At 60.8% G+C, this 22,329-nt stretch carries 2 protein-coding genes (1 of these 2 only partly in view); both read left to right on the plus strand.

Features of this window, described 5'->3' with window-relative positions; genetic code table 11:
* A complete protein-coding gene (locus tag PM3016_RS10825; RefSeq protein WP_014369465.1) occupies positions 1-10,230 on the plus strand; it encodes an SDR family NAD(P)-dependent oxidoreductase in 10,230 nt (3,409 codons plus the stop codon).
* Positions 10,227-22,329, plus strand: partial view of an SDR family NAD(P)-dependent oxidoreductase gene (locus PM3016_RS10830; RefSeq protein WP_014369466.1) — the 5' portion only. 5,987 nt of this gene lie beyond the right edge of the window; only the first 12,103 of its 18,090 coding nucleotides appear in the window; its start codon is at positions 10,227-10,229; the stop codon falls past the right edge of the window. The genes PM3016_RS10825 and PM3016_RS10830 overlap by 4 nt, the downstream gene beginning before the upstream one ends.

The following is a 22,329-nucleotide window of genomic DNA, read 5'->3' on the forward strand; positions in this document are numbered from 1 at the left end:
ATGATCCATGAAACGTTCTACCTGTCGGACAACAATCCATTCGTCGCCAACCACAGGGTACACGGGCAGCAGCTGCTGCCGGGATTGGCCTATATCGATATTCTTTTTCAAGTGTTCCGCAAGCACGGCTTTGATTACAAGACGCTGGAGCTGCGGCACCTGAGCATCTATCAGCCGTTGATCGTTCCCCCGGCATCTTCCTTAAAGCTGTCTGTGCGCTGCAGTGAAACATCAACGGATTCATGGGATATCCGCGTGGAGGGAGAGCAGCGGCACACGGACGGGACGGAGCCTGCCGTTCCCCTGTATGTTACGGCACAGATGCTTCGGACTGCTCCTGCCGAATACAAGGAGCAGCGCCTGGACCTTCAGGAGATTCGCCAAACCGCCTTAACCCGCCACGATTTGTCGGAAGCTTACAGGCAGTATCATACGCAGGGGTTGGTCCATACCGGGTGGATGCAGGCCGAGGGGCAGATCTATGAGACCGGCTCGGATCTGTTAATTGACATTTCATTAGGCCGGGACGCAAGACCAAGCGAACCGCAGTTCATGTTTCATCCCGTGCTGATCGATGGCAGCGGCGTAGGCTCCGGCAGGCTGTTCGCCCCGCCGGCTGAGGAAGAGCCCCGGCTCTTCCTGCCCTTATTCTACGAGAGCTTCCGGGCCGTGGAACTACTGCAGGGGGACTGCCTGACCCGAATCCGCAAGTCATCCGTCCTTCGCAAAAAAGAGCTCATCTACTGGACCATGGAGTTCTTCAACAGGAACGGAATCAAGATCGCGGAGCTTACCCGATTCGCCGGCAAGCTGGTTCGCGAAGCGGGACTTCTTCAGCCTGACCGGGGTTCCGATAAGGTGCTTCGAATAGAGCGAGGGCAGGAACCGGCGGCAGAGCCAAGGGGTGACGGTACCTCAGGCGTGAAGTCCTTCCTTCAGGAGCTCATGGCGGAGCGCCTTGGGCGGCATCCCTCCGAGATGGAACCCTCTGCAGGGTACTTTGAGCTTGGACTGGATTCCCCCGGGCTGCTCGGGATGGTCAAAGCGCTGGAAGAGCGCATCGGCATTCCATTATCCCCAACGCTGCTCTTTGAACATTCGACGATTAACGAATTGGCGGACTACCTGGTGGAGAATCACGCCGCCGTCTTCGTGCAGGAGGAGATCAAGGTCCCTGGGTCCCGGCCTATCCCGGACTCGAATCGAGGGAGCAGCGGGCCCCCTGCTTCTACCTATCTCGCGGGGAATGAGGAGATCGCCATCATCGGGATGGCCGGCCGCTATCCCAAGGCGGGAAGCCTGGATGAATTCTGGAAGAACCTTCTTGAGGGGAAAGACTGCATAACTGAAATTCCGGGATACCGCTGGTCCCGGGAACGGATGAAGGGCCTGACTTCCCCTTCGGGAAAACCCATGTCCGTATGGGGCGGGGTGATTGACGATGCGGATTGCTTCGATCCGAAGTTCTTCCGGATCTCCCCGCGGGAAGCGGAGACCATGGACCCGCAGGAGCGTTTGTTCCTCGAGGTCTGCTGGGAAGCGATCGAGGATGCCGGGTATACAACCAAGACACTGGTCCGGCCGCGGGGGATCAGCGGGAGACGGGACGTCGGCGTATTCGCCGGTGTGATGCATAAGGACTACACGCTGGTCGGAGCCGAGGCCCTATCCCAGGGGCAGGCCGTCCCGTTATCCTTACATACCGGCCCAATCGCCAACCGGGTATCCTACGCCTGCAACTTTCATGGACCCAGCATGACGGTGGATACGCTGTGTTCTTCTTCCCTCACGGCCATTCATCTGGCTGTCGAGAGTATCCGTCGCGGGGAAAGCGAGGCTGCACTGGCCGGCGGGGTGAATCTGTCCCTGCACCCGGCCAAGTATATCACCTACGGTCTTTGGGGGATGCACTCGAGCGACGGCCGCTGCCGGACCTTCGGCAGCGGCGGAGACGGTTACGTATCGTCGGAAGGCGTCGCAGCCGTGCTGCTCAAGCCCCTGAGCCGGGCGGTGGCTGACGGGGACCGGATTTATGCGCTGATCAAGGCCGCCACCATTAACCATGGGGGAGCGGCAAGCGGGATCCTGGTCCCCGGCCCGGCGGCGCAGGGGGCGGTTATCTCAGATTGCCTGGAGCGGGCGGGCGTAGATCCACAGACGATCGGCTATATCGAAGCCCACGGAACGGGTACTTCACTTGGCGATCCCATCGAAATCGAGGGGCTGTCTCAAGCCTTCGGCAGCGGGACGGGGGATAAGCAGTTCTGCGCGATCGGTTCCGTCAAATCCAATATCGGGCATGCCGAATCCGCAGCCGGGGTGATCGGACTCCAAAAGGCGGCACTGCAGCTGTACCATAAGAAGCTGGTTCCCTCGCTTCATTCGGAGGAACTGAATCCCTACATCGACTTTAAGAACTCTCCATTCTATGTCCAGCGTACCACCGAAGAATGGAAGAAACCGGTGATGACGGCTGGCGGCCGGCAAGCCGGGATCCCGCGCAGGGCCGGCCTCAGCTCGTTTGGAGCCACAGGCTCGAATGCCCATCTAATTCTGGAGGAATACGACGAAGAGAGTCTCCCGCGGAGGAGCCCAAGGCAAGGGGGGAACTTGAAGGAGCGCACGGTGATCGTCCCGCTTTCCGCACGGAATCCGGAGCGGTTGAAGGCATATGCCGAGAAGATGCTCCGTCATCTGGACAATGTACGCCCGCTTACAGCTCATCTTGCGGAAGAACGTGATAACGCGGACACGAATACCCGGAGGCTTCTTATGATGAGGCTCCGTTCTCTCCTTGCTGCCTTGATTCATGTCGACGAGGAAGCTCTGGATTTCGGGGGTGACTGGAGCGACTACGGAGCGGAGCCGGTGCACGTGCGTGAACTGGCCGAGAAGATCCAGGAAGCATATGGAGTGGAATTGGAGCCCGGCGTCTGGGTTCACTGGAGTTCCGTAGAGGACGCAGCCGAATATCTGTGGAGCCAGCACCGCGAGATCCTTCAGGGAAGCGCAGCGCCCTTGACGGGGACGGGCGATGAGCTGCTGCCGGGGGAAGAGAGCCCGGGTATGGCACTCGAAGACCTGGCTTACACCCTGCAGGTGGGGAGGGAGGCAATGGACGCACGGGTTGCCTTTGTGGCGTGTTCCACGGAGGAACTGATCTTGAAGATGAGTGCCTTCCTGGAGGGTGAGGACAGCGGTCACGGCTGGTTTCAAGGAAACGCCAAGCAGTACAAGGCTGCAGCGGAGAGCCTGGCGAAGACAGATGCGGAGCTTCCTGAAACCCAGGGGATGACCGTCAAACGTCTGGAGTCGCTTGCGCAGCAATGGACTCAAGGCGCTGATGTGAATTGGCAGCTCCTGTATGGGGCTGAGAAGCCGAGAAGGATCAGCCTGCCTACGTATCCTTTCGCCAAAGAACGGTACTGGATTCCCGGCCACGGGGTCTATTCATCCGGTACGGCCTCTTCCCCTGCGGCTGCCGGGGATCAACTGCATCCTTTGCTGCATAGGAACCGATCGACCTTCCGGGAACAGCGGTTTACTAGCACCTTTACCGGAGAAGAGTTTTTCCTGGCCGATCATGTCATCCAGGGACGCAGGATTCTGCCCGGCGTGGCCTGCCTGGAGATGGCAAGGGCCTCCCTGGAGGAATCGGAAGGCGGGCAGACCACAGAGGAGAACCGGGTTCTTCGGCTGAAACAGGTGGTCTGGCTCCGGCCCTTCTCCATCACGGAAGGGATGGCCGCTCTTCAGATCCGGTTGAAACCGGAGGAGCGGGGCGCCCTTGCGTATGAGCTGAGCAGCATGCCCGCAGATGAGGGGGAGCCGGAGCTCTTCAGCAAGGGCCGGGCTGAACGTGTCCTCGGCAGCGGGCGGCCTCAGAGGTTGGATTTGGAGGCAATCCGATCTCAGTTCGGGGATGGTACGGTGCCTGCCGACTCGTTGTATACTGCATTCCAAGCGATGGACATGAACTACGGCCCGGGGCAACGGGGGGTCGAAGAGATCTATACAGCATCCAACCAGGTTCTGGCCAAACTGTCGCTCCCCTCCTGCGTAGCATCCACTCTGGAGGATTATGTGCTTCACCCCAGTCTGATGGATTCCGCACTGCAGGCCACTTTACTGCTTCAGCCCCGTGAAGGGAGGGCTCCAAGTCAGCCGGTCATGCCCTTTGCCCTTCAGGAAATGGACATCCATGGCGGCTGCACTTCCCGGATGTGGGCTTGGATCCGGATGTCAGAGCGGGAGGGACAGGGGGACGATGCCAGCCGCGGGGGGGAAAGTGTCAAGTACGATATCGATTTATGCGACGAGGGGGGACGGATTTGCGTGTCCATGAGAGGCTTCACCCTGCGGTCGCCGGCAGGGGAGCCTTCCGCCGGGAGTGGGGCGTACGACCGTCCCGCATCGACGGTTCAGCCCCCTTCCGGTAATCTGATCCTTCAACCGGTATGGGAACCGGTAACTCCAGGAGCGGGCAGCCGCTTCCCACGGTCGGAAGACAGCGTGCTGATCATTGGGGGAGCGGGCCGTCAGCTGGAATCGCTGCAAGCCATCTATTCCGGGTCCGCTTCACTGAGCATACAGCCTGCGGATTCGATGGAAGCACTGACCCGAAGGCTCAACGCCTTGGGACGGATCGATCATATCGTTTGGATCGCTCCTGCGGGGACCTCTCTCACCGCTGCGGACGAGCGGATGATCGAGGAGCAGGAGAGCGGGGTGATCGCCTGCTTCCGTCTCATTCAAGCCCTGCTTGCCGCAGGTTATGCAGCTCAAAGCCTGGGGTGGACGCTGGTTACTTTCCAGACCCTCCCTGTACACCGTACAGATCCGGTCCATCCGACACATGCGGGCCTGCATGGACTGTTGGGTTCCATGGCGAAGGAATTCCCGCAGTGGAGTATACGGATTGCAGACCTGGGGGACAACGGCGAGTGGCCGCTGGGGGATATCCTCACCCTGCCTGCTGACCATCGCGGACATCCTTGGGCGTACCGGGGCGGGGAATGGTATAGACACCAGCTTATTCCGGTCCGCTCCCCGGATGAGGACTGGACGGCGACACGGTACCGTGAAGGCGGCGTGTATGTGGTTATCGGCGGAGCCGGGGGCGTAGGGAAAGCCTGGAGCGAATACATGATCCGCACCTATAGGGCGCAGATCATCTGGCTCGGCCGCAGAAAGGCGGATGCCGGTATTCGCTCGGAGCTCGAGAAATTATCGCGGATGGGTCCGAAGCCGCATTATATAGCCGCGGATGCGGCTGATCCGGCGGCACTGGAGAACGCTTACCGGATCATCAAGCAGGATTACGGCCGTATCCACGGCATTGTGCATTCCGCCATGGTACTGACCGATATCCCTTTGACGGAGCTGGACGAAGACCGGTTTCGGGCAGGATTGTCGGCCAAAGTCGATACCAGCGTACGCATGGCCCAGGTCTTCCATGAAGAGCCTTTGGATTTTGTTCTGTATTTTTCTTCGCTGATCTCCTTCATCAAGAATCCGGGTCAGAGCCCCTATGCTTCGGGCTGCACGTTCAAGGACGCCTTTGCACACCGGCTCGCCCGGGAGTGGACCTGCCCGGTGAAGGTGATGAACTGGGGGTATTGGAGCAGCGAAGAAGCAGCCGCATCGGCAAGCGTGCAGCAGCTGGCCCGGATCGGAATCGGTCTCATTGAGCCACCGGCAGGAATGAAGGCACTGGAGACCCTGTTAGCCGGCCCCTTGAACCAGCTGGCGATGCTCCATACCACGAAGCCTCTGCCGCTGGAAGGGCTGAACCCGAACGATCGGCTGGACATCCGGCCGGGCACCGATTCCTTCCCGCTTCCGGGCATACGGAACCGGCTGACAGATCAGGGGCACGTTCTGCGAAGGATTCAGGAAAGCACGTCAACGGGGCATGGCCTGCAGGATCTGCTCTGCAGAATGGTGCTCTCTGAGCTGTGGACGATGGGAATGGGCCGGTCCCAGAGCTCGGAGATTGAGGAGCTGCGGGCAGCGGCAGGCATACAGGACAAGTACGGCAGTTGGCTGGCGGAAAGCATCCGTGTTCTGGCCGGCAGCGGATTCCTCCAGGTTCGTGAGGAGGGGCCGGTCATCAGCCAGGGCCGCCCGGGGCAGCCCGAAGACCTGTGGGAGGAATGGGAGCGGAAGAGCCCTTTATGGCTCAGCGATGCCAGCTTGAGGCCTTGGGTCCGGCTGGTGGAAAGCACGCTTCGCTGCCTGCCGGACATTTTGAGCGGCAGGAAGCCGGCTACCGATATTATGTTTCCTAACTCCTCTATGGAGCGAGTAGAGGGAATCTACAAGAATAACCCGGTTGCAGATTATTTCAATGAAGTCCTGGCCGAGCTGCTGCTCGCTTATTTGGAAGAGCGGATCAAGGGCAATCCGGAGACCGCCATACGGATCATTGAGATTGGGGCGGGCACCGGCGGAACCAGCAGCCTGCTCTTCGAGAAGCTGAGGCCTTACCGGGCACATATTCAGGAGTACTGCTATACGGACATCTCGAAGGCCTTCCTGCATCATGCCGAGCGAACCTACGGTCCGGACCATCCTTATCTGACTTACAAGCTGTATAACGTTGAAGAGCCGTTCCCGGGTTCCCAAGGTCCGACCGGCGTGTTCGACGTCGCCGTGGCCACCAATGTGCTGCATGCCACCCGAAATATCCGCAGGACAATAAGGCATGCCAAGAGTCTCTTAAAGCCGGCCGGCATGCTGCTGCTCAATGAGCTCAGTGACAACCGCCTTCTGACACATTTGACCTTTGGGCTTCTCGAGGGCTGGTGGCTTGCGGAGGACCAGGCGCTCCGTATTCCGGGCTCCCCCGGTCTTTACCCTAAGGATTGGCAAAGAGTGCTGGGTTCCGAAGGATTCGGCCCGGTCCTGTTCCCTGCGCAGGCTGCGCACGATTGGGGTCAGCAGATTATTGCGGCGGCAAGCGACGGGGTCATTCGCACAACGGTGAAGGCCGGAAGGGAAGAGGATGTGGTCAAAAGCAAAGGGACTCTCCCGCAGGTCCCCCGCACCGCAGTCTCACCTACGGCAATGCCAAAGTCAAATACGGTACGGGAAGCCGTGCGCGGGGAGGCTGAACTGACGGGGGGCCTGCTCGAAGAGCTGGTAAGGAAGACCATCCTGGACAAGCTGTCGGAAGCCCTCAAAGTCGATGCCCGGGAAATCGACGATGAAGAGTCCTTTTCGGATTACGGGCTGGATTCCATCATCGGTGTGAACCTGGTGCAGGTCTTGAATCAGGCGATGGATATCGACCTGGATACCACCAGCCTGTTCGATTACAGCACGGTTGCCCGCCTGAGTGCCTATATCCTTGCGGAGCACCGGGAGCCTGCAGCCCAAGCCCTGGCCCGTCAGCAAGCGGCGCCGGAAGCGGGCCAAGCCGCGCTCATGAACCGGGCCGCAAGCCGGACGGCAGCGGAGCCGGAGCGCCCCGGGACGCGTGCCGATGCCGAGGGGCCTGCGGAGGCGCCGCTTCCTTCGTCCGCAGCGCCATCCGCCAAAGAGCCCATTGCCATCATCGGCATGAGCGGAAGGTTCGCGGGGTCCGACTCCCTGAGGGAGTTATGGCAGCATCTTGCACAGGGGGCCGAGTTAATCGGCCCGTCGCCGCGTTGGGATTTATCCGCCTATTATCCGGAAGGCAGCTCCTACTGTGACCGCGGAGGTTTCGTGGAGGATATCGACCGGTTTGATCCTTCCTTTTTTCATATCAACGCACTGGAAGCGAGCTTCATGGATCCGCAGCAGCGGCTCTTTATGGAAGAATCCTGGAAAGCGTTAGAGGACGCCGGCTACACCGGCGATCGGTTGAAGGACCGTCAGTGCGGCGTGTATGTCGGGTGCCTGGGCGGGGGCAGCGACTATGCCCGGCTGGCCGGCGAACAAGCACCGCCGCAGTCCTTCTGGGGCAACGCGGGCTCCGTTATCCCCGCCCGGATCGCGTATTATCTCGATCTTCAGGGTCCGGCTGTCGCTGTGGACACGGCCTGCTCCAGCTCCTTGGTCGCCGTACATCTCGCCTGCCAAGGCCTATGGGCGGGCGAAATGGGGATGGCCCTGGCCGGAGGGGTTTTCGTACAATCCACACCCTGGTATTATCTCAGCACGAACAAAGCCGGTATGCTGTCGCCGACCGGTCACAGCTATACCTTCGACGAGCGGGCTGACGGGTTCATTCCTGGCGAGGGCATTGGAGTGCTGGTGCTCAAGCGGCTCTCCGATGCTGAGCGGGATGGCGACCTGATCCATGGGGTCATCCGGGGATCGGGGATCAACCAGGACGGTACGACCAACGGGATTACGGCACCGAGCGCCGCTTCCCAGGAGAGATTGGTGTGCAGCGTCTACGATACCTTCGGCATTCACCCGGACTCCATCCAGGTCGTGGAAGCCCATGGAACGGGGACGAAGCTGGGGGATCCGATCGAGTATCAGGCGATCTCCCGGGCATTCCGGCGATATACCGTCCGGAAGAAATACTGCGCGATCGGCTCCATCAAAACGAATATCGGGCATGCCGCTCATGCAGCCGGAGTAGCGGGGATACTGAAGATCCTCCTTGCGATGAAGCATAAGCTGATACCACCCTCGCTCCACTTCAAGAATGGAAATCCGAACATCCCGTTCGACGGCAGCCCGTTCTTTGTCAATACGGAACTCCGGCCTTGGGAAACAGAGGCACACGAGCGCATGCGCGCCGTGGTGAGCTCCTTCGGTTTCAGCGGCACCAATGCCCATATCGTTCTGGAGGAAGCACCCGCCAGGGTGGGAACACATGCCGGGAAGCCCGGATATCCGATGGTCCTGTCCGCCCGCACGCCGGAGCAATTGCGCAGCCTGGCCTTGCAGTGGATGGACTACGCCCAGGAGAACCGGGAGGCAGACTGCGCAGACGTGAGCTACACCCTGCTGCTCGGGAGAAAGCAGTTCTCCTGCCGTCTGGCCTGTGTCGTAAGCGGATTAAGTGAATTCAGCCTGCTTTTGAAGCAGTGGCTTTCTCACGGCAGAACACCGCAGCTCTTCGTTTCCGAACGTCCTGACCCGGATCGGCGGGAGCAGCTTTCTTTAAGGCGGTACGGCAATCAGTGCATTCTGGAGAGTCAGAAAACCGAGAGCGCAAGTGAATATTTCGAGCTGCTCTCGACGGCAGCCGAGCTGTTTGTGCAGGGATATTCGCTCGACTATGGCCCCCTGTTTGCTGACGGGCAGTATCACATCGTATCTCTGCCGACATACCCCTTTGCGGACGAGCGGTATTGGGTGCCTGTGGAGAAGAATGAGGCGGACGCGGTCCACAGTCAGATCCCGGCGGAACGGCCGGCCGTACTTCATCCCCTGCTGCACCGGAATACCTCTGACCTCACGGGTCTGCGCTACAGTTCGATGTTCAGCCGCGATGGCCTTCGCCTCGTACCCCGGAGTGTCCGGAACAGCCGCGGGGCGGGGGCGCTGGCCATGCTGGAGATGGCAAGGGCGGCTCTGCTGCATGCGGGAGGCGCATTCGCAGAGGCGGGAGCCATCCGCCTCCGTCAGGTCGTTTGGGGGAGTCTGCAGGGACTGGGCGTGGAAGAGCTCACCCTGCATATCGAGATTCTCCCGGAACCGGACGGTACCGTGTCTTACGAGATCTACAGCGGTTCTCCCCCGGGGGGAGATGCGGTCGTCTTCAGTCAGGGAAGAGCCTCGGCCGATATCATCACCGCTGAGCGTCTTGATCTGGCTGGGCTGCTATCCCAATGTGAACGTGCAGCCCTGGGGAGCCTCGAAGGGGAGTATCCGGACATTGGGGAGCTGTACGCCGGGAGGGAGCAGGTGCTCGCCAAGGTGCGGTTCCCCGGCTCCCGGGAGAAGGCGAAGCAGGACTGGGGCTTATCTCCTTCCGTCGCAGGCGCCGTGCTGCAGGTATCCGCCTGCTTGTTGACCGCAGGGCGGCTGCCGGAGGCAGGCCAGCCGGAGGTCCTGCCTTTCTCACTGGAGGAAGTGGAAGTGTCACGAGCAAGCGTGCCGGAAGGCTGGGTTCTTATTACGTATAAAGGCGCAGCAGATTCGCTTCATGAATTCGATCTGGATTTTTGCGATGAAGAGGGGCTCGTTTATTTGCGGCTCAGGGGATTGGCCGTCCGCATGACGCAGCCGCAAGGACTGAGTGTCCAGCAGCCGTCCATACCGCTAGGGGAGGTTACCGTATGAGAGGTCAAAGGTTGAAAGTGCATCCTATGTCAGCTGGAGAGCAGGGCCGGCCGGACATTCCCGTCTCCCTGTTCAAGCCCTATTGGAGGGAGGCGGAGCTATCGCGAGACGGGGCGGAATCTGCGTATGACCGGCACATCGTCATGCTGTTCGGTTGGGATGAGGCAGCTGCGGATGAGCTCCAGCAGCGCATGAAGGGGCGCATGAAGGGGCGCATGAAGGGAATCGAAATCGTACGTCTGCACGATCCTTGGACGCCGGCCGGTCATTTCTTCGAGCACTGCACGGAACAGGTGCATGAAACGGTCCAAGGTCTGCTGAAGAGCTTGCCGAAGGGAAGGGTGCTGCTCCAGGTCGTCCTCCCCCTCTCCCGCAGGGAGGAGCATCAGCCCCTCTCCGGTCTGTATGCTTACTTGAGGACGGCACAGGCAGAACAGCCCCGCCTGATTCCTCAACTGATCGAAGCCGGAACGGAGGTGACGGCAGAGGCGCTCGGCCGGCTTCTGCAGGACAACGGCCGGTTCTCCGGCCTGGGCAGGTTCCGTTACAAGGACGGAAAGCGTTGGACTGCGGGCTGGATGGAAGAAGAGCATGTTCCTGTACGAGCCCCTCTGCCTTGGAGAGAGCAAGGAGTGTACTTGATTACCGGGGGGGCCGGGGGCCTGGGTATGATCGTTGCACGGGAGATCGTGAGGCAGACGGAACGGCCGGTCGTGATCCTCGCCGGCCGCTCGGCGTTGAACCCGGACCGGGAGAAGGAGATTACGCTTCTCAGACAAACCGGTGCCGTAGTGGAATACAGGCGAGCCGACCTATCCCGCAGCGACGAAGCGGAAGAACTCGTGCAGTCCATCCTCAAGGACTTCGGGAAGATTCACGGCATTCTTCATAGTGCCGGAACGGTTAGCGACAGCTATATCCTGAACAAAACGAAAGAGGAGCTGCGCCGGGTATTGGCTCCGAAGGTGTCGGGGCTGGTGAATCTGGACCGGGCCAGCAGAGGGACACCGCTTGAGTTCTTCGTCCTGTTCTCCTCGCTCGCCGGCGCGGTCGGGAACCCGGGACAGGCGGACTATGCGGCGGCCAATGCTTACATGGATGCCTATGCGGCTTATCGCAATACGCTTGTATCTGCCCGCGAACGCCAAGGACATACGCTTTCCATCAACTGGCCACTGTGGAAGGAAGGCGGCATGCAGGCGGATGAGCAGCGGATGCTGCAGCAGTGGGGGATGACGGCCCTGGAGACAGAGCAGGGTCTGCAGGCCATGTACCAGGCACTGGCTCTGGGAAGTCAGCAGGTGCTGGTTATTCCTCGGAATGCGGATCTTCTGCGGGATGAGCTGCTCTCCTGGGGCGAGAGGGCGGCTTCCGGTGTCCGTGCAGCTTTCGACGCAACCATAGTACCCGCTTACCTGAAGGAGGGGACAGGACAGTGCCTCCGGCTGCTGTTCGGAGAGGCAACCGCCCTAGAGCCCTCCAAGATTGATCTGCACGAACCGCTCGAAAGCTACGGCATCGATTCCCTTCTGATCAACCAATTGAATCAGAAGCTGGAGAAGGTGTTCGGAGACCTGTCCAAAACCTTGTTTTACGAATACCAAACCTTGGGCGAACTCGCCGACTATCTGAGCTCGTCGTATCCCGAAGCCTGCATGCGCTGGGCAGATCTGCCGGGACCGACCCAAGCTTCGCGGGATGGTGCGGGGGCGGCAGCAGCCGGCGAAGAACCGTTCCCTCACTTGGTTTCCTTAAGGAAAGGCCGCACCGGAGCTTTCGCTGCCGCTGCGGCGGATATACAGTCTCCGAAAGGAACATGGGAGCCGATCGCCGTCATCGGAATGAGCGGAACTTATCCGCAGGCCCGCAACCTCAGGGCGTACTGGGAGAATCTCAAAGCGGGAAAAGACTGCATTACGGAAATCCCGGAAGAGCGCTGGTCCCTCGACGGGTTCTACCATCCGGATCCGGAGGAGGCGGCTGCGTACGGCATGAGCTGCAGCCGGTGGGGAGGGTTCCTGGAAGGCTATGCGGACTTCGATCCCTTGTTCTTCCACATCTCCCCGCGGGAAGCGATGAACATGGACCCTCAGGAACGCCTGTTCCTGCAATCCTGCTGGGAAGCGCTCGAGGATGCCGGCTACACCAGGCAGCGGCTTGCGCTGAAGCACAACCGCCGGGTCGGCGTATTCGCCGGCATTACGAAAACGGGGTACGAATTGTATGGTCCGGGCTTGTGGGAGAGGGGGGATACAGCCCATCCCTATACCTCCTTCAGCTCTGTTGCCAATCGGGTATCCTATTTCCTCAACCTAAGCGGTCCGAGTCTGCCGGTCGATACGATGTGCTCCTCCTCGCTGACGGCGATTCATGAAGCCTGCGGGCACCTGCACCGGGGAGAATGCGAGATGGCTTTGGCAGGCGGGGTGAATCTGTATCTTCATCCTTCGAATTATTCGCTCTTGTCCGGGCAGAACATGCTTTCGAAGGACGGGAAATGCAGAAGCTTCGGCAAGGGCGCCAATGGATTCGTGCCGGGCGAAGGCGTCGGTGTGGTCTTGCTGAAGCCCTTGTCCCGCGCTCTTCTGGATCAAGATCCCATTCATGCCGTGATCCGGAGCACGAGTGTCAATCATGGCGGCAAAACCAATGGGTACACCGTGCCGAACCCCATTGCCCAAGCGGAGCTCGTCCGTACAGCGCTGGATCAGGCAGGCGTTGATGCGAGGTGTGTGAGTTATGTGGAAGCTCACGGCACGGGTACAGAGCTTGGGGATCCCATTGAAATCACGGGGCTGACCCGGGCGTTTGCCCAGGATACACAGGACACCGGATTTTGTGCCATCGGCTCGGCCAAATCCAATATCGGGCATCTGGAGGCTGCCGCCGGCATAGCGGGGCTGACGAAGATTATCCTACAGATGAAGCATCGGATGCTGGTGCCCAGTCTTCATGCGGAAGAAACGAATCCCAACATTCCGTTCGGCAGGACCCCTTTCGTGGTCCAGCAAAAGCTGGAGCCCTGGAAGCAACCCGAGGTTGTGATCCATGGAGTCCGGCAGGCCGTACCGAGAACGGCCGGTATTTCCTCTTTCGGGGCGGGCGGCTCGAACGCCCATGTACTGCTGGAAGAATACGTGACACCTGCCGCCAAGCGTCCCGGTATCACATACTCTCCGGAACATCCGGCCATCATTCCCTTGTCGGCCAAGACGGAGGAGCGCCTGAGGAAGAAGGCCGAAGAGTTGCTGGAATGGCTCCGGGAGGAGCAGGAACCGTCGGGCTCTTTGGCCAGTCTGGCTTACACGCTTCAGGCAGGGCGGGAAGCAATGGAAGCGCGTCTGGCTGTGCTCGCCGGTTCTCTGGAGGAACTGCAGCGGAAGCTCCGGGAGTATCTGGAAGACACGGAGAGCATGGAGGTATATATCGGAAGAAGGAAGACTGGCAGCCAATCGGAGTCTGGACAGGTAACGGTCGAAATCCTGAAACCAGGCAGCGGGGAACCAGACCCGGATGCTATAGCCCGGTGGTGGGCGAGCGGTGGGGATTGGGACTGGGATCTCCTGTACGGCGAGGAGACCCCCTGCCGGATCTCGCTTCCCGTGTATCCGTTTGCCGGAGAACGATACTTCATCGGAGAGCATGTTCAGGGAAGGAAGGGACAGACGAAGGACGCGGATATCGAGTCCCGGGCACTGGAAGGAGAACAGGAGGCTTCGGCGGCTGCAGGTGTCTCTTCAGCCTCTGCCGGCAGAGGCTGGATCGAGCAAATGCGGGGATTCAGCCTGAAGCAGTCCCTGGAATGGGATCTGAAAAGCCAGATCGGCCAGCTGCTGTGCATCGCTCCGGAACAGCTCGACCCGGAAGAAAATTTGGCGGACTTCGGGTTTGACTCCATCAGCCTCGCCCGGTTGGCCGCTGTGCTGACGAAGCATTGGGACATCGAGGTCTTACCCTCTCTTTTCTTCGGCCACCCGACGATCGACAAGATCATCGAATATTTTCTTTCCGAGCATGAGACCGCGCTCGGTTTGTTCTACCGGGAGCCGAAGGCGGGTCCTGCCGAGGCTGCATCCTCATCCGTCCGGAGGACAACGGAACGGCGGCCGGCCCGGCCCGCAAGACACGGGGCAGCTGACGAGCCATCGGAACCTATCGCCATCATCGGAATGAGCGGCCGGTTCCCCGGAGCCAGAACCGTGGAAGAGCTGTGGACCCTCCTGGCCGAAGGGAAGAGCGCTGTAGGTGAGATCCCTCCGGAACGGTTCCGCTGGGAGGAGTACTACGCAAGCGGGAAGTCACCGGGAAAAACGGACGGCAGGTGGTGCGGATGCATTCCCGGTGCCGGTGAATTCGATCCGCTGTTCTTTGAAATCTCACCGAAGGAAGCGGAAGAGATGGACCCCCGGCAGCGGCTGCTCCTCCAGGAGGCTTGGAGGGCGCTCGAGCATGCAGGGTATGGCGCTTCCAGGCTGAAGTCCTCCACCGTCGGCATGTTCGTCGGGGCCGAGCAAGGCGATTACCAGCGGCTTACGGGCGGGGAGGGAAGCATTACCTCCAACCACAACGCCATCCTGGCGGCGAGGCTGTCGTACTTTCTGAACCTTTCGGGCCCGGTTCTGGCCTTGGATACGGCCTGCTCCTCGGGGCTTGCCGCCGCGCATCAGGCGTGCCTCAGCCTCCGCAGCGGCGAATGCGATACGGCTTTGGCCGCAGGGGTGAACCTGCTCCTGACACCGGAGCCCTATATTGGGATGACCCAAGCGGGGATGCTGTCCAAGGATGGACGTTGCTATGCTTTCGATCAGCGCGCCAACGGCCTTGTACCGGGAGAAGCCGTTGCGGTCGTCGTGCTGAAGCGGTTATCGCAGGCGGAAGCGGACGGAGATCGGATTCTGGCGGTCATCCGCGGCAGCGGGCTCAATTATGACGGGAGAACCAACGGCATAACGGCTCCGAGCGGATCCGCCCAGGCCGAGCTGCTGAAGTCCGTGTATACCCGTTCCGGCGTAGACCCGGCGCAGATCGAATATGTGGTGACTCATGGAACAGGCACGAGGCTGGGGGATCCGATTGAGATGAATGCACTCCACCAGGCCTTCAAGGAATATACCTCCGAGCGGGGATCCTGCGCTGTTACTTCCAATAAGACGAACCTTGGGCATACCTTCGCAGCATCCGGCCTGGTAAGCCTGATCAATCTCGTGCTGGCCTTCCGGTACGAGACCGTACCGGCGAGTCTTCATGTGGAAGAGGAGAATGATTTCATCCCGTGGCAGGACACGCCGTTCTATGTCAACAAGGAGAGCAGACCGTGGCCGGAGCGGCCGGAAGGCCCCCGGACCGGGGCTGTCAGTGCGTTCGGCATGAGCGGCACCAACGTACATATGGTGCTGCAAAGCTATGCAGGGGAACGAACGGAACAGCCCGCTGCCTGGCCCCCGTTCTTCCTGTTTGTTCTCTCCGCCAAAACGCAGGAAGCGCTGGATGACAAGGTCCGTGACTTGATCGAAGTGTGCCGCGGCAGGGAGCGCACTCCCCGCGAACTGCTCGATATCGCGTACACGCTGATCGAAGGAAGGCATCACTTCGGGTACCGCACTGCGGTCGTTGTAAGAGACGGGCAGGATGCGGTCACGGCCCTGAGAGGCAGCGGCAGCAGGGGCCGGCTGGCGAGCCGGTTCGACGGGATCGTACCGCGCGACTTCGCGGGCCAGCCTTTGCTGCAGAAGGTTCGCGATGAGCTTCTTGCCGGTGCCGCGGACTTGATGGGGCAGGACAGCTCCTACCGTGAAGCCCTGTGCACCTTGGCGGACCTCTACTGCCAAGGGTATGCATTGGATGGGGGGGCGCTCTACGGATGGGCGGATCCACGGACTGCCGAACTGCCGGGGTATCCTTTTGCCAGGGATACCTATTGGGTCTCCTCTGTCCATAAACCGGCGGCGCAAGGCAGGCCAGCCGCCAGGAAGGCCGTGCTCCGGCTGGACTCCCAGACAGGGCATCGGACGAAAGAGGCGGTAAGGAATTCGGACTCGTCCCGGTCGGCGGAGCCCTTCGAGCTGATGACCTTCCGGGAGACATGGAAGGAGCAGGCTTTGGCGGCTTCGCCTGCTTTGCGCGCGAAGACCCTTCTTTGCTTCGTGTCGGAGGCGCAGAACAAGGAGGCGGTGCGTGAAGCGGTCCGGTCCCTTCGGGCGGAGACCGAACTCATCTTCATTTCTCGGGATTCGGAAGATGTCCAGTATTCCCCGCATGACTATGGCTTGAACACAGCGGATGCCGCTTCCTATACCAGCGCACTGCAGAGCATCGGGACGGATCATCCGAACATTGACGCGGTCCTCTATCTCTGGCCGCTGGAAGCACCGGGGCTGTCGGCGGACTATCATGCCGTCTTCTCCTTGGTGAAGGCGCTGTCCCTCGCCAAACTGAAGCCTGCCAGATTGCTCTTGGCCGGCGGGTTCGAGAATCCTCTCCAGCGCTGCTATCTGGAATCCTGGATCGGCATCGTGCGCTCATTGAGCCTGGTCCTGCCGCAGGTCCGGGCATCTGCGGCGGCTGTCGACAGGCAGGGGGAACGCTCCTGGGGGCTGCCTGAAGCACTTCCCCACCTGCTGGCGGAGCTCGGGATTCAAGACGTTCCCGGCGTGCTGTATCAGGAGGGCCGGAGACATGTCGGCCGGATCACCCCGACCACGCCGGATCAGGGTATCAGCGTCTGGAGACCGGGCGGGACTTATCTTCTGACCGGCGGATGCGGGGGGCTGGGCCTCCTGACTGCTGAGTATGTGGCAGGCAGGCAGGAAGTGAATCTGATCCTTACCGGCAGGTCGCCGTTGACGGAAGAGAAGCGCAGCCGAATCGCCGCGTTGGAGCGCACAGGCAGCCGGGTACTGTATGTGCAGGCGGACATCGGTGATCGATCCGAGATGCAGAAGGGGCTGCAGACGGCCAGAGAGCGTTTTGGCCCCATCCATGGGATCCTTCATGCTGCGGGAGTGACCAGCGGGCTTACCGTCCTGGAGAAAACCATAGAGGAAGCGGAACAGGTTCTCTCACCCAAGATTGCAGGCACTCTTATTCTGGATGAGCTGCTTCAGGAGGAGCCGCTGGACTTTGTGTGTTATTTTTCCTCGTCGGCCGCGGTTCTGGGCGACTTTGGTTCCTGCGATTATGCGGCCGCTAATCGGTTCCAAACCGCCTATGCCCGAACCCGCAGAGAGCGCGGCCTTCCCGGAAGAACGGTCGTGATGAATTGGCCGCTGTGGAAGGATGGGGGAATGGGCTTCACCGACGAGAGTTCGACCCAGATGTATCTGAAATCGAGCGGCCAGCGTCTTCTGGAAGCGGCGGAGGGCATGGAGCTGCTCGATCGGGCCCTGTCGCAACCCGAAGACACGCAGCATCTGGTGCTGGCGGGTCAGCGTACCCGGGTAGTGCGGTTCCTCGGGCTGCCGGCAGAGAACGAGATCCCTTCGGTGCCGCTGCCGGAACGCATGGAGGCCGGCAGGGGCTGGCGTGAGGTCTACCGGGGAATGAGCCTCGAGCAGTGCCTGGAAAGGGACTTGAAGGAGCTGATCAGCAGCCAGCTGAAGATCTCGCGGGACAAGCTGGATGAGCGCGACAATCTTGCGGATTTCGGGTACGATTCCATTCTGCTGGCCGCCTTTGCCGAGGTGCTCACCCGGCATTTCGGTATGGACATCACCCCTGCCGTGTTCTTCGGGAACTCGACGATCCACAGCTTGGCGGGCTATTTTACTGCAGAGCATTTGGAGGCCGTGCAGGCCTTCTACCGGGAACCGGCTCCTGCTCCGGCCGACCTCCATGTGCCTCCGGCCGCTTCCTCAGGGGAGGGGCGGGCGGCATTCCGCCGGATGAAACGAAGAAATACTGCGGCCGCCAGCCCACTTGATGAGCCGATCGCGATCATCGGCATGAGCGGCCGGTTCCCTGGGGCCAGGGACACGGACGAGATGTGGAGGATCTTGGCCGAGGGCATTCATGCGGTACAGGAGGTTCCGGTCGAGCGGTTCGATTGGCGCCGGTACGCCGGCGGGAAGGAAGAGGAGTCCGGGCGGGTCCACTGCCGCTGGTGCGGCACCCTGCCGGGCGTGGCGGAATTCGATCCGCTGTTCTTCGATATTCCCCCGAAGGAAGCCGAGACCATGGACCCCCGGCAGCGCCTTCTGCTTCAGGAGTCGTGGAAGGCCCTGGAGGATGCGGGATACGGAACCGCACAGATCAGGGAAGGCCGAATCGGCATGTTCGTTGGTGTCGAAGAAGGGGATTATCAGCTGCTCGCCGGAGGTCAAGGCAATCTCACCTCGACGCATACGGCCATACTGGCTGCACGGCTCTCCTATGTGCTGAACCTTTCAGGTCCCAATATGGCGATTAACACCGCCTGCTCTTCGGGGCTGGTTGCGGCGCATCAGGCCTGCCTGAGCCTGCGAAACGGAGAATGCGATACGGCGCTGGCCGCCGGTGTGAACCTGATGCTGACCCCTGACGCCTATGAAGGAATCAGCCGGGCAGGCATTGTGTCGCCGGACGGCAAGTGCTATGCCTTCGACGGGCGCGCGAACGGCACGGTGCCCGGGGAAGCGGCAGCGGTTGTTGTACTCAAGCGGCTGTCGCAGGCCGAAGCGGACGGGGATCCGATCTATGCCGTCATTCGCGGCAGCGGCATCAACTATGACGGCAAAACGAATGGCATCACGGCTCCAAGCGGGGTGGCGCAGGCCCGCCTGTACAGGGAAATCTACGACCGGTACCGGATTCGTCCCGAGGAGATCGAATACATCGTCACTCACGGAACCGGGACCAAGCTGGGGGATCCCGTAGAGATCAATGCCTTGAATCAAGCCTTCAAGGCATACACCGACAAGCAGGCCTACTGCGCCCTTACCTCCGCCAAGACGAACTTCGGACATACCTTTGCCGCATCGGGGCTCGTCAGCCTGATGAACCTGGTGCTTGCGCTGCGGCATGGCTACATCCCGGCCAGCCTGCACTGCGAGCAGGAGAACCCCTATATGGACTGGCAGGGCAGTCCGTTCTATGTCAATAAGGAAGGGAAGGTATGGGAGGCCGGCGGCCGCAGGGTTCGGACCGGGGCGGTCAGTGCCTTCGGCATGAGCGGAACCAATGCCCATATGGTGCTTGAAAGCTATGAGGGGAAACCGGGCGACCCTGCGCTTGTGGAACAGGGGAGACCGCCTTATTATCTGCTGGCATTATCGGCCAAGACGGAAGAGGCCTTGCAGGAGAAAGTCCGGAGCCTGGCGGCGGTAATGCCGACGGCGCAGGGGGACGCTGATCTGCTCGGGATGAGTTATACGCTGCTGCAGGGCAGGCAGCACTTTGCTTACCGCTGCGCGGTGGTGATCCAGGAGCGGCAGGATGCCTTGGTTGCGTGCGAGATGGTCCTGGCCGGCGAGCGGCTGCCGAACCTCTTCAAGGGACGGGTGCCGCGGGAATTCACCGGGCAGAAAGCCATCCGGCAGTACATGGAGGAGCTGATGATCCGCAGTCATGCCCAGCGCAATGAGGAAGCAGCTTACCGGGAGACGCTGCTGGCGCTTGCGGATCTCTACTGCCAGGGGTACGAGCCCGATTGGAGTTCGCTCTTCGGGAAGAGGAAGCCGGGCAAGCTGAGGCTGCCAACCTACCCGTTCGCCAGGGACATCTATTGGGTGAAGAGATCCGGCGCCGGGAAGAGAGCGGAGTCGATGCAGGATGCGGGGATAGAGGAACCCCCGTTCCCTGTCACGGAGTCGTTCCGGGCTCGGGCAGGGACCGGGGGATCCGGGGCTCAATCCCGGCCTGCGGAAAGTGAAGAGAAAGCGATAAGGCCTACGCTGCAGCCCTTGGTGGAAGTCAGCGCTGCTGCCGAGCCGGTCCCTTCGGCGGGACCGGGTCCGCTCCTTACGGTCCAAGCGGCATCCGAACGTCTCAAAGAGCTCCTGCAGGAGGTTACCGGCATTCCGTATGATCGTATGGAAGATGGTGCCTCCTTCGAGGAACTGGGGCTGGATTCTCTGATGATCACCCAGCTGAATCAGCAGCTGAAGAAGTGGATCGGCCGTTCGGACAGCACGCTGTTCTACCAGTATAACAGCATTCAAGCTCTCGGCACTTATCTCGCTGAGACCTATAAGGCTGCGGATGTGACTACCGGCTTCTCATCCGCCTCCGCACAGGCTGAGGATCCCGCGCCGAGGGCCAATGGCCCGTCGCTCTCCATCTTGCCGGCTGCGGAGAGAAGTTCAGCCCCTGTTCCGAGGGCGGATATTCATGGGCCTGCACTCGAATTCGTCCCCAGCCCGCTGCAGCTTCCAGCCCGTTCTGCCTCGGAGCCTGTGGATATAGCCATTGTAGGCGTTGCGGGACGTTATCCGAAAGCCGACACGCTCGAGCAGTTCTGGAACAACCTCTACGAAGGCCGGGATTGCATCGAAGAGATTCCGCGGGACCGATGGCCGCTTGAGGGCTTCTTCGAGGAGGACCGGAAAAAAGCGGTGGAGCAAGGGCTCAGCTACAGCAAATGGGGAGGCTTCCTGGAGCGTGTCCGGCATTTTGACCCGCTGTTCTTCAATATCTCGCCAAAGGAAGCCATGTATATGGATCCGCAGGAACGGCTGTTTCTCGAAACCGCCTGGGCCTGCATGGAGAATGCGGGCTACACCCGGGACGGGCTAAAACGGGAAGGCCTTGGCAGCGGCATCGGCGTTTTCGTCGGCGCTACGTTTAACAATTATCAGCTGCATATGGCGGACGCCGCCCACAGGTCCGGCACGGAGGCCTATCTGGCGACGAGCCAGATGTTCTCCATCGCCAACCGCGTCTCGTATCTCATGAACTTTACGGGTCCAAGTCTCACAGTGGATACGGCCTGCTCCTCGTCTCTATATGCGATTCACTTGGCCTGCGAGAGCATCCGCAGCGGGCAGTCGCGTGCAGCCATCGCAGGAGGAGTCAATCTGACACTGCATCCGAGCAAGTATATTACCCTGTGCCAGGGGCAGTTCAGCGCCTCGGACGGCCGCTGCCGCGCCTTCGGGGAAGGGGGAACCGGCTATGTGCCCTCGGAAGGGGTTGGGGCCGTATTCCTGAAGCCTCTTCACGAGGCGGTGAGTGACAAGGATTGGATCTATGGGGTGATCAAAGGGACGGCGGTCAGCCATGCCGGCCGGACGAACGGATATACGGTACCGAGTCCGTCTTCACAATCCCAGGCGATCGAACAGGCGCTCGAGCGGAGCGGGATTCACCCCCGGAGCATCAGCTGCATAGAAGCGCACGGCACGGGCACGGCTCTCGGTGATCCGATTGAAATCCGGGGCCTGACGGACGTGTTCGGCAAGTACACGGAGGATACAGGCTTCTGCGCCATCTCTTCCGTGAAATCGAACGTGGGACACGCCGAGGCGGCCGCCGGTATTGCGCAGCTGACCAAGGTGCTTCTGCAGCTGCGTCATGAGACCCTGGTCAAAAACGTCATGCACGGACACGGGCTGAACCCTAACATCGATTTTGCATCCACCCCGTTCGTGGTGCAGCAGGAAACCGCTTATTGGCAGCGCCCTGTGATCCATGGGGAGGAGATGCCTCGGCGCGCCGGGATATCGTCTTTCGGAGCAGGCGGGGCCAATGCCCACATTGTCGTAGAAGAGTACCCGCCTTCCGGCTTCCGCGCCGGAACCCCGGAAGGTGTGACGCCCCCCGCTCTGGTGGTGCTGTCTGCCCGGACGGAAGATCGGCTGCGCGCACAGGCGGAACGTTTGCTGCATGTCATCCGGGAGCATCGCTTTACCGACGCGGACCTGCCTGGCATAGCCTTTACGCTTCAGGTAGGGCGGGAGGCGATGGAAGAGCGGGCGGCTGTGCTGGTGGGCTCCATTCAAGAGCTGGAAGCCAAGCTGCAGGAGTTCACGGAAGGTCGTCAACCGGTGAAAGGGCTGTTCCGGGGACAGGTCAAGCGCGGCCGGGAAACGGTCGCACTCTTCGAAGCGGATGAGGATATGCAGGAGCTTCTCGGAAAATGGTTCGAGCGCGGCAGCTATGCGAAGCTTCTCGAGCTTTGGACGAAGG

It is taken from the genome of Paenibacillus mucilaginosus 3016, assembly GCF_000250655.1.
GTDB classification, from domain to species: domain Bacteria; phylum Bacillota; class Bacilli; order Paenibacillales; family NBRC-103111; genus Paenibacillus_G; species Paenibacillus_G mucilaginosus.